At 65.4% G+C, this 9,830-nt stretch carries 9 protein-coding genes; 3 read left to right on the top strand and 6 right to left on the bottom strand.

All coding sequences use genetic code 11. The annotated features are described in order from the left end of the window. Positions 1–4 precede the first annotated feature (4 nt). The 5 genes from ACM9HJ_RS12145 to ACM9HJ_RS12125 form a co-directional block, all read right to left on the bottom strand. Positions 5–658: a protein phosphatase CheZ gene (locus ACM9HJ_RS12145; RefSeq protein ID WP_416571995.1), complete on the bottom strand. Its 654-nt coding sequence runs from the start codon at positions 656–658 to the stop codon at positions 5–7. 71 nt (positions 659–729) lie between these two features. Continuing rightward, positions 730–1,638, bottom strand: a complete 909-nt coding sequence (locus tag ACM9HJ_RS12140; RefSeq protein ID WP_416571994.1) for a magnesium transporter MgtE N-terminal domain-containing protein — start codon at positions 1,636–1,638, stop codon at positions 730–732. Further along, entirely contained in the window at positions 1,635–2,174 is a 540-nt protein-coding gene (locus ACM9HJ_RS12135; protein ID WP_416571993.1) for a DUF6468 domain-containing protein, read from the bottom strand. Before ACM9HJ_RS12135 ends, ACM9HJ_RS12140 begins: the two co-directional genes overlap by 4 nt. Next, on the bottom strand, positions 2,171–3,259 hold the full coding sequence (gene fliM, locus ACM9HJ_RS12130) for a flagellar motor switch protein FliM (RefSeq protein WP_416571992.1): 1,089 nt from the start codon (positions 3,257–3,259) through the stop codon (positions 2,171–2,173). The genes ACM9HJ_RS12135 and fliM overlap by 4 nt, the downstream gene beginning before the upstream one ends. A 16-nt stretch (positions 3,260–3,275) precedes the next feature. Next, a complete protein-coding gene (locus tag ACM9HJ_RS12125; protein ID WP_416571991.1) occupies positions 3,276–3,821 on the bottom strand; it encodes a flagellar basal body-associated FliL family protein in 546 nt (181 codons plus the stop codon). Between the two features lie 285 nt (positions 3,822–4,106). Between ACM9HJ_RS12125 and ACM9HJ_RS12120 the strand changes: the two genes are divergently transcribed. From ACM9HJ_RS12120 to ACM9HJ_RS12110, 3 genes are read left to right on the top strand one after another with little or no spacing between them, the layout of a single operon-like run. Beyond that, positions 4,107–4,685 carry an isochorismatase family protein gene (locus ACM9HJ_RS12120; RefSeq protein ID WP_416571990.1) on the top strand — a complete coding sequence of 193 codons (579 nt, stop codon included), beginning with the start codon at positions 4,107–4,109 and terminating at the stop codon, positions 4,683–4,685. A gap of 2 nt (positions 4,686–4,687) precedes the next feature. Then, complete coding sequence (locus tag ACM9HJ_RS12115; RefSeq protein WP_416572245.1) at positions 4,688–5,683, top strand: GlxA family transcriptional regulator; 996 nt, start codon at positions 4,688–4,690, stop codon at positions 5,681–5,683. Between the two features lie 60 nt (positions 5,684–5,743). Then, the gene (locus tag ACM9HJ_RS12110; protein WP_416571989.1) at positions 5,744–7,132 is read left to right on the top strand and encodes an aspartate aminotransferase family protein; all 1,389 of its coding nucleotides are present in this window, start codon (positions 5,744–5,746) and stop codon (positions 7,130–7,132) included. Positions 7,133–7,146: 14 nt separating this feature from the next. Here ACM9HJ_RS12110 and ACM9HJ_RS12105 read toward each other — a convergent pair whose 3' ends face one another. Next, complete coding sequence (locus tag ACM9HJ_RS12105) at positions 7,147–9,471, bottom strand: ATP-dependent helicase (RefSeq protein ID WP_416571988.1); 2,325 nt, start codon at positions 9,469–9,471, stop codon at positions 7,147–7,149. Between the last annotated feature and the right edge of the window lie 359 nt (positions 9,472–9,830).

The raw sequence follows: 9,830 nt of genomic DNA, 5'->3' as shown, positions 1-9,830 counted from the left end.
AACCTCAATCGAACAGGCTGTCGATGAAGGCCTGGTCGATGCCGGCCCCCGGCATCGACGGGCCGTTCAGCAGCTTGGTATCGGTATTGGTGTCCGGGCTGGATGCGGCCGTTTCCATGGTCGGGTGGCGGCGCTGCACCTCCTCGCCCAACGCCACCAGCAGCGCCTCCACCTTCTGTTCGATATGCTTCAGGGCGCGGACCACCTTGGTGATGCGCTGGCCGGTAATGTCCTGGAAGTTGCAGGCCTCGTAGATGCCGGTGGTGATGTCCATCAGCTTGTTCGACACTTCCGGCGGCACGTCACCGGCCAGGCCCATCATCTGGTCGCAGGCGTCCATGATGCGGTTGGTGGCGTCCTCGGTGGCGCCGACGACGGCGTCCAGTTCATCCGTGGCCAGCGGGATATGTTCGGAATGGATGTCGGCCGGCTGGATGGCGGCGATGTCGCGCTTGGCATTGTTGATGAACCGGGCCAGACCCTCCAGCTCCGCATAGAGATGCAGGTCGTGCTGGCCCACGTCACCACCCATGGAGGACAGGACGGAACCCACGATGGTCGCCACCTCTTCGCGCGACAGCGGCAGGCGGGCCTCGGCGCGGGCATTGTCCAGCCGTTCCTGGAGAACGGGATCGGCAGCAGTGGCGGTGCGGAACATCGGGACACCTTCGAAGCGCGGATAAGCGGAACCGGGAACGGGGGAACGGCTCCCCCGGGGCCTTCATACAATCATTCGGGCACGGTGGGCAGCCTCTTCCGTGCGGCCAGAAGGATGGTGACCTCCTGCGCCCGCTTCTCGTCCATGGCGGCGAAAACCGGGGCAACCTTGGCTTCCTTCATGCGGCTGATGACGTTCAGCAGCACGTTGTTCTCCAGATTATTGAAGATCTTGGCGGCGTCGGCGGGCTTCATCGTCTCGTAAATCTTCACAAGACTGTCCAATTGCGCCTGCTGTTCGGCGTTCGCCTGGGTCAGAAGGCCCTGGATTTCCTTCTTCAGGTTCTGCAGCTCGGTAATTTTCTGGTCGAATCGCGTTTCAGCTGCGGTCAGCATCGCCTCGCGCTGATCCAGCTCACGCCCGCGACTGTCCAGCTGCTCGCGCCGTTCCTGCAGACGCTGAAGCAGTTCCACCTCCGTCGGCGTGAAGCCCTGGCCCGGCGTGCCCGACGGGGCCGGGCTGTTGGCATCGGCCGGCGGCTGGGTGGCAGGGGCGTGCTCCCCGGCGGCGGGCGGCGTGGCCGGCGCCTGATGCTCCTGCGGGGCTTCGGCCACCTGGGTGGGTGGCGGGGTCAGGGCCGGGGCGGACGGGACGGCCGCCTGCTTGGCCACCGGTGTGGCGGCCGGCCTGGTTTCCGGCAGCCCCTGCGGCACAGTCTCCTCCGCTACCGAGGCGGGGATCAGCGACAGGCCCTTGCCCGTGGTCACGGTCAGCCAGATGTCACCCACCTTGAAGCCCAGCACCAGCGTGGCCACGAAGATGGTGGCCGGCAGCAGGCCCGGCCGCATCAGGGCGCGTTTGGGCTTGGCCGGCTTCGGCGGGGCCTTGCGCGCGGCAGGCTTCGCACCCGGCTTGGAAGCCGCCTTGGCTGCGGGCTTGGGGGTCGGCTTGGCGGCGGGTTGGGTGGGCGCGTCGGTCATTGCCGCAGATTCTCCAGCGCCTGCAACAGCTCCTTCTCCGCCCGCGACCGGGGTTCAGCACCACCGGGGGCGGCCGGCTGGGCCGGGGCTTGCTGGGGCTGCGGCGCGGCGGCGGCCGGGCGGGGTGCCGGCTGCGGGGCCGGGGCGCCGGGGCGGGTCGCGGTGGGGGACGGGGCCTGTGCGGCCGGAGCCGACATCACCGCGGCACGGGCCTTGCCCGATGCGGATTCCAGCCGGTTGGCCAGGCCGTCCGCCGCCTGCACGATCAGTTCCATCTCCTCCTTCAGGGTCTGGGCCCGGTGGATGAGGGAGGAGAGCTGTTCGCCGGATTCCTGCGCGGTCTTGCGCATGCCCTTCACGGAACTGTCGGCCTGGGCCGTGGCTTCGGCGAAGCCCTTGACCAGTTCCTCCAGTTCCGCCCGGCTTTCCTTCACAGCGGAAAGCTGCTTGTTCAGGCGCAGGGCATAGATGATCGTGGCCACCAGAAGGCCGACAATGGCCACATCCAGCAACAGGGACAGGATGGAGGCGATCATGGCTGCGTCTCCGGTTTGGGGGCTTCCTTGTCGATACGCACCGCGATGTTGCCACCCTTGCGGCCCATCCGGCCCAGGAACATGGGCACGTCGCCACAGCGCAGCTCGATCGTCTCGTCCGGCGCGACGTTCAGCAGCACACGGCTGCCCACGCGCCAGGACATCACTTCACTGAGCGGCAGCACGATCTCGTCCAGCACGGCGGACAGGTGCACATCCGTCATCCACAGTTCCGAGGCCAGGTGGGTTTCCCAGATGCTGTCGCGGCCGAACTTTTCACCCATGAACATCTGCAACAGCAGTTCGCGCACAGGTTCCAGGGTGGCGTAGGGGATTAGCAGTTCCAGGCGCCCGCCACGGTCTTCCATGTCGATGCGCAGCTTGACCAGCACGGCGGCGTTGGCCTGGCGCGCGATGGTGGCGAAGCGCGGGTTGGTTTCCAGCCGGTCGAAGCGGAAGGTGACGGGCGATAGCGGGTCGAACGCGGCCGACAGGTCCGACAGGACCACATGCACCATGCGTTCGACCAGATTGCGCTCGATCGTCGTATAGGGACGGCCTTCGATACGCATCGCGGCCGTGCCGCGGCGCCCGCCCAGCAGCACGTCCACGATGGAATAGATCAGCGCCGAATCGATGACCATCAGGCCGTAATTGTCCCATTCCTCCGCCTTGAACACGGCCAGCATGGCCGGCAGCGGAATGGAGTTCAGGTAATCGCCGAAACGCACGGAGCTGATCTGGTCCAGCGACACTTCGACGTTGTCGGACGTGAAGTTACGCAAGGATGTCGACATCATGCGGACGAGGCGGTCGAACACCACTTCCAGCATGGGCAGGCGTTCGTAATTGACCAGGGCGGAGTTCACCAGCGCCATGACGCCGGTATTGTCGCCGTCGCCGGCCCCGTCCTTGTCGAAGCCCAGCAGGCTGTCGATTTCGTCCTGGTTCAGGACGCGCGTGGCCCCACCGCCGCCGCCACCGCCGCCCATGTCGCCAAAGGCGTCGCCAGCCCCTTCATCGGCCATGGCGGCCCATTCGGCCGCCATCCGTTCTTCTTCGCTAAGCTCCTCGGGCCCGGCCATCACGCATCCTCTCGCATCATTGCTGGACCAGGAATTCCTTGATCAACACGTCCTTCACCTTCACGGGCGCCGCCGTGGCGTTCACCCGCATCTGCAATTCCTCCCGCAGCCGGTACATGCCGGCGGAGCCACGCAGATCATCGACCTTCAATTCGCGCAGATAGACCTGGAACGCATCGGTGATGCGCGGCATGGCCTGCGTTATGGGCACCTGCTCCTCCGGCCGCGACACCTCCAGCGAGATACCCAGCTTCAGCAGGGTGGCCCGGCGCTCACCCGTGTTCAGATTGACCAGCATGTCCGGCACTTCGACAAAGATCGGCGGCCCGGTATAGGGCGGCAGGTCCGGCTCCTTGTGCTCCTCCTCGACATGCTCACCCTCCCCCTCGTGCTTCTTGCCGAGGAGGCCGTCAAGCGCGCCGGTGAAGAAGGCGGCGGCGGCACCCGCCACCACCAGGACCACGGGCAGGACGATGAACAGGACGATCTTCTTGCCGCTCAGCTTCTTGCGCGGCAAATCGGCTTCGGACGAACCGCCGCCATCGGTCTCCATCGACGTCATACTGCACCACCCCTAACCGGCCAGCGCCCTGCCCCTCAGGCCCCAAGGGAATCCGGCATCGCTGTCGAACCGGAATGATACCAAGCCGATTCAGCGCTTTCCATGGATTTGCGGTAGTACAGGAAGGAATTCCGTATATTTCGAGCTAAAAATCCCGCAAGGCCGCATCCCACCCCCATCATATCATGTCCTTTTCCGTCCGCTCCTGGTCCGGGGCGTGTCTTTCGGATAGGCTGGGCACCGCTTATCGTCGGGCCCATCGCAACCCGGAACCCGGAGCATGAAATGTCCGCCCGTGATACCGCCCTGCTGGTCGTCGATGTCCAGGAAAGCTTCCGCCAGCGCGCCTATTGGAACGACGCGGAGGCCGGCCGCTTCTTCCCCCGCATCCAGGCATTGATTGACGGGGCCAAGACGGCAGGCCTGCCCATCGCCCAGATATTCCATGTCGATCCCGACGGCCCGTTCTCCAAGGCGTCCGGCCATGTGAAGCTGCTGTCGCCGGTGCGGATCGAGGCGGACACGGTGTTCGAGAAGACCCGCCACAGCGCCCTGGTGGGCAGCGGTCTGGATGTCTGGCTGGTGGCCAGGGGCATCCGCCGCGTCATCGTCTGCGGCATCCGGACCGAGCAATGCTGCGAGACGACGACGCGGCATGCGTCGGACCTGGGGTATGAGGTGGACTACGTGACGGAGGCGACGCTGACCTTCGCCATGACCGATGCCGCCGGCCGCACCTGGTCGGCCGACGAGATCCGGGCGCGCACCGAACTGGTGCTGGCCGGCCGCTTCGCCACCATCACCAATGTCGAACAGGCGCTGGCGCGGGCGGTGGAGGGTGTGGACGTGCAGGAGGCGGCGTGACCATGGGCGATGCGGAGACCCCGGCCCGCAAATCCGTCCCCGTCTTCGTGGTCCTGCCACCGCGCGCCATGCTGCTGGACGTGGCGGGACCGGCGGAGGTGCTGCGCCGGGCCGGCGTGGAGCAGGACAAGCTGCATTTCGACATGCAGTTCGTGGGGCCGCTGCCGGAACTGGCCAGTTCGGTGGGCCTGGTCCTGTCCCACATCGCCCCCCTGCCCGACCGGCTGCCCGGTGATGCCATCATCATGCTGTCGGGCAATATCTCCCCCCTGCCCGGCCAGGATGTACGGGCCGATGATGTGCAGGAAGGGGTGATCGTGGACTGGCTGCGCCGCACGGTGCGGCCGGGGCACCTGATCCTGTCCATCTGTTCGGGCGCGGTGCTGGCCGCCCGCGCCGGGCTGATGGAGGGGCGGGCCTGCACCACCCATCATTCGTCCTATGACGAGCTGCGCGACGCCGCCCCCAATTGCCGCGTCATGGAAAACCGGCTGTTCGTGGAGGATGGCCAATGCTGGAGCAGTGCCGGCATCACCGCCGGCATCGATCTGGCGCTGCATTTCATCTCGCGCCGCTGCGGACCAGGGGTGGCGGCCTCCGTGGCCCGCTATCTTGTCGTCTATATGCGCCGGGCGGGAGCCGATCCGCAGTTGTCGCCCTGGCTGGAGGGGCGCAACCATCTGCACCCGGCCATCCACCGGGTGCAGGATGCCATTTCCGCCGATCCGGCACGCGACTGGTCGCTGCCGGCCCTGGCCAACATCGCCCATGCCAGCCCGCGCCACCTGTCGCGCCTGTTCCGCGAACATGCCGGCATGACGGTGCCGGATTATGTCAACCGGCTGCGCGTGGGGCTGGCGCGGCGGATGATCGAGAATTCCAGGCTGGATATGGAGGCGGTGGCGGAGCGGGCCGGGTTCGGTTCCACAAGGCAATTGCGCCGCGCGTGGGGGCGGCTGCATGAGGCGCCGCCCAGTGCGGCGCGGCGGGCGGGATAGGCTTGCGTTCGCCCCCTGGCCCGCTTCACCATGGGCGCCGGTCAGAACAGGACGCCCATCATGACGCATCTGGGAAATTCCGCCGGCAGCCGCGACATCGCCTATCACCTGCACCCGTACACCAACCTGAAGACGCATGAGACTTCAGGCCCGCTGGTCATTGCCAGCGGCAAGGGCGTGACGGTCACGGACGAGACGGGCAAGGAGTATATCGAGGGCGTGGCCGGGCTCTGGTGCACGTCGCTGGGCTTTGACGAGCCGCGGCTGGTCGATGCCGCCATCCGCCAGATGCGCACCCTGCCCTTCTATCACGCGTTCGCCCATAAATCGCATGAACCCGCCATCGATCTGGCCGAGAAGCTGATCGGTCTGGCGCCCGTGCCGATGAGCAAGGTGTTCTTCGCCTGCTCCGGGTCGGAGGCCAATGACACGGCGGTGAAGCTGGTCTGGTATTACAACAACGCCTTGGGCCGACCACAGAAGAAGAAGATCATCGCGCGGCAGAAGGCCTATCACGGGGTCACGGTGGCAGCCGCCAGCCTGACCGGCCTGCCGAATTGCCATCGCGATTTCGACCTGCCCATCCAAGGCATCCTGCATACCGACTGCCCCCACCATTACCGGTTCGGCCTTGAGGGGGAGAGCGAGGCGGATTTCGCCACGCGCCTGGCCGACAATCTGGAAGCCCTGATCCTGCGCGAGGGGCCGGAGACGGTGGCCGCCTTCTTCGCCGAACCGGTCATGGGGGCCGGCGGCGTGATCCTGCCACCCGCCACATATTTCGAGAAGATCCAGGCGGTCCTGAGGAAATACGACGTGCTGCTGGTCGCGGACGAGGTGATCTGCGGTTATGGCCGCACCGGCAACATGTGGGGCAGCCAGACCTATGGCATGAAGCCGGACATCCTGACCTCTGCCAAGGCCCTGACCTCGGCATACCTGCCACTGTCGGCCGTGCTGGTGTCGGACGCCATCTACCGGGCCTGCGTGGATGAAAGTGCGAAGATCGGCACGTTCGGCCATGGCTACACCTATTCCGGGCATCCGGTGAGCTGTGCCGTGGCGCTGGAAACGCTGAAAATCTATGAGGAACGGGACATTATCCGCCATGTGCGGGCCGTGGCACCCAGGCTCCAGCAGGGCCTGCGCGCCTTCCGCGATCATCCGCTGGTGGGCGAGGTGCGGGGCACCGGCCTCATCGCCGGCGTGGAACTGGTGGCCGACAAGGCAACGAGGAAGCCCTTCGATCCGGCCCTGGGCGTGGGGACGAAGCTGGTCTCCTTCAGCCACCAGCATGGCGCCATCCTGCGCCCCATCGGCGACAGTATCGGCTTCTCCCCGCCGCTGATCATCGACGAGACGAAGATCGAGACGCTGCTGTTCCGGTTCGAGAAGTCGCTGGCCGATACGGCGGACTGGCTGGTGCGCGAGGGGGTGAGGGTTTCTTAGATCAGGTAAACGCCTCACCCCGCCTTGTCGGCCGGCACCACGAAACTGTCCATCACCTTCTTGATACCGGCGACATCGAAGGCGATCTCCAGCTTGTCGTTTTCCACGCCCTTGACCGTGCCATAGCCGAATTTGGTGTGAAACACGCGGTCGCCGGGATTGAAGGCGCGGTCGGGACGCTTGCGCGGGGTGACGTCCAGGGCCGTGCCCTCGATCAGGCGGCCGCCGGCCCGCGCCGGGGCCTGGGCCGCCTTCTGGCCCATACGGTTGAACCGGTCGCCGAAGCCCCCTCCGCCCCAGCCGCCACCGAAGCCGCCGCCATAAGCACTTTCCCGGATATTGCCGCCGAAGCCGGAACCGCCGATGCCGGGATTGTTCTCCGTCTCGATATGTGCGGCCGGCAGTTCCTCGACAAAGCGCGAGGGAATGGCCGTGGCCCAGGTGCCGTGGATGCGGCGGTTGGCGGCATGGCTGATGGAAACGCGTTTGCGGCCACGGGTGATGCCGACATAGGCCAGGCGCCGCTCCTCCTCCAGCCCGGCGATGCCGTTCTCATCCAGGGTGCGCTGGCTGGGGAACACCCCCTCCTCCCACCCCGGCAGGAAAACCACGTCGAATTCCAGGCCCTTGGCGCCATGCAGGGTCATCAGCGACACCTGATCCTCACCCGCCCCTTGCGCGTTTTCCATGACCAGGGAGACATGTTCCAGGAACCCGGTCAGGTTCTCGAACTCGCCCATGGCGTTGATCAGTTCCTTGAGGTTGTCCAGGCGGCCGGGCGCCTCCGGGCTCTTATCCTCCTGCCACATGCGGGTATAGCCGCTCTCGTCCAGGATGGTCTGGGCCAGTTCGGTGTGGGGGATGCGGTCGATCTGCGACTGCCAGCGGAAGAAATCCTGCAAAAGCCCGGAAATGGCGCTGCGCATCTTGGGCTTCAGCTCATCCGTCTGCGACAGTTTCCAGGCGGCATCCGTCAGCGGCACGCCCAGCGTGCGCGCCGCGACATAGAGATTCTGGATGGTGGTCGCCCCGATACCGCGCTTGGGCACATTGATGATGCGTTCGAACGCCAGATCGTCTTCCGGGCTGACCAGCACGCGCAGATAGGCCAAGGCGTCGCGGATTTCCTGGCGTTCATAGAAACGGGGGCCGCCGATGACGCGGTAAGGCAGGCCCAGGGTGATGAACCGTTCCTCGAACTCGCGCGTCTGAAAACCGGCGCGGACCAGCACGGCCATCTGGCCCAGGCTGGTGCCCTTGCGCTGCAAATTCTCGATCTCGTCGCCGACCCAGCGCGCCTCCTCCTCCGCGTCCCAGAGGCCACGGACCTTCACCTTCTCCCCGCCCTCCGTCTCGGTCCAGAGCTGCTTGCCCAGGCGGCCGTGATTGTTGGCGATGATGCCGTGGGCGGCGCCCAGGATATGGGCGGTGGAGCGGTAATTCTGTTCCAGGCGGATGATCTGGGCGCCGGGGAAATCATGCTCGAACCGCAGGATGTTCCCCACCTCCGCCCCGCGCCAGCCATAGATCGACTGGTCGTCATCGCCCACACAGCAGATATTCTTGTGCGCCTGGGCCAGCAAGCGCAGCCACAGATACTGGGCAACGTTGGTGTCCTGATACTCGTCCACCAGGATATAGCGGAAGCGGTTTTGATACTCGATCAGGACGTCATTATGCTGCTGGAACAGGGTGATGTTGTGCAGCAGCAGGTCGCCGAAATCGCAGCAGTTCAGGGAGAGCAAACGATCCTGATACTGTTTGTAGATCGACAGGATGCGGCCATTGGCGGCATCGCCCGCATCCTCGGGATTCAGCTTGTCGGGCGTCAGCGCCCGGTCCTTCCAGCGCTCCATGATGGACAGCAGCATGCGGGCGGGCCACTTCTTGCTGTCGATATTCTCCGCCTCCATCAACTGTTTCACCAGACGGATCTGGTCGTCGGTGTCCAGGATGGTGAAGCTGGGCTTCAGGCCCACCAGTTCGGCGTGGCGGCGCAGGATACGGGCAGCCAGCGAATGGAACGTGCCCATCCACCAGCCTTCCGACTGCCCGCCCAGCAGATTATCGACACGGTGGCGCATCTCCCGCGCCGCCTTGTTGGTGAAGGTCACCGTCAGGACGTTCCACGGGCTGATCCGGCGCGACAGCAGCAGATGCGCCAGCCGGGTGGTCAGCACCCGGGTCTTGCCCGTGCCGGCCCCCGCCAGGACCAGGACGGGGCCGTCCAGCGCCTCCACCGCCTGTCGCTGCACGGGGTTCAACCCGTCCAGCCAGGGCCGGTGCTGGGTGGCGGGCGGGTGCGTCGGATACGGTTCGTCGATCAGATCGTCAATCATGATGGGGAGAACATATACAGAATTCTTTGCCCATGACAAAGGGATCGCGCCAACCTTATAGCGCGCATAAGTCTATGTAATTTCCCTTAAAATCTGCCCCTATTTCTGTCAGAAACGAAAACGGCGGCCCGGAATTGGCCGGACCGCCGTCAACGGAGGTAAAGAGGCATGAAAGGAATGCCCTTTATCCTGTTGCTCCGGTTCCCGATCTGGGGGCGGCGTGTTCTACACGTCACCATCCTGATCAACCGGGCATAAGGAGGGTGGGTCGGTGTTGCGATCACCGGCCCACCTTCTCCCGACTATAGGGCAAATCTTCCCGTCTGACCAGAAAGACCTGTCACGATTGCACTCATATC

The sequence above is a fragment of the Niveispirillum sp. KHB5.9 genome (assembly GCF_048066115.1).
In the GTDB taxonomy this organism is placed as follows: Bacteria; Pseudomonadota; Alphaproteobacteria; order Azospirillales; family Azospirillaceae; genus Niveispirillum.
Note: the sequence above shows the minus strand (reverse complement) of the source record. Positions and strands in the feature narration are given on the sequence as shown.

Coding starts and splice junctions, on each gene's coding strand:
- fliM (WP_416571992.1), bottom strand. CDS start 3,259: ATGGCCGGGCCCGAGGAGCTTAGCGAAGAAGAACGGATGGCGGCCGAA.
- ACM9HJ_RS12120 (WP_416571990.1), top strand. CDS start 4,107: ATGTCCGCCCGTGATACCGCCCTGCTGGTCGTCGATGTCCAGGAAAGC.
- ACM9HJ_RS12145 (WP_416571995.1), bottom strand. CDS start 658: ATGTTCCGCACCGCCACTGCTGCCGATCCCGTTCTCCAGGAACGGCTG.
- ACM9HJ_RS12115 (WP_416572245.1), top strand. CDS start 4,688: ATGGGCGATGCGGAGACCCCGGCCCGCAAATCCGTCCCCGTCTTCGTG.
- ACM9HJ_RS12105 (WP_416571988.1), bottom strand. CDS start 9,471: ATGATTGACGATCTGATCGACGAACCGTATCCGACGCACCCGCCCGCC.
- ACM9HJ_RS12135 (WP_416571993.1), bottom strand. CDS start 2,174: ATGATCGCCTCCATCCTGTCCCTGTTGCTGGATGTGGCCATTGTCGGC.
- ACM9HJ_RS12110 (WP_416571989.1), top strand. CDS start 5,744: ATGACGCATCTGGGAAATTCCGCCGGCAGCCGCGACATCGCCTATCAC.
- ACM9HJ_RS12125 (WP_416571991.1), bottom strand. CDS start 3,821: ATGACGTCGATGGAGACCGATGGCGGCGGTTCGTCCGAAGCCGATTTG.
- ACM9HJ_RS12140 (WP_416571994.1), bottom strand. CDS start 1,638: ATGACCGACGCGCCCACCCAACCCGCCGCCAAGCCGACCCCCAAGCCC.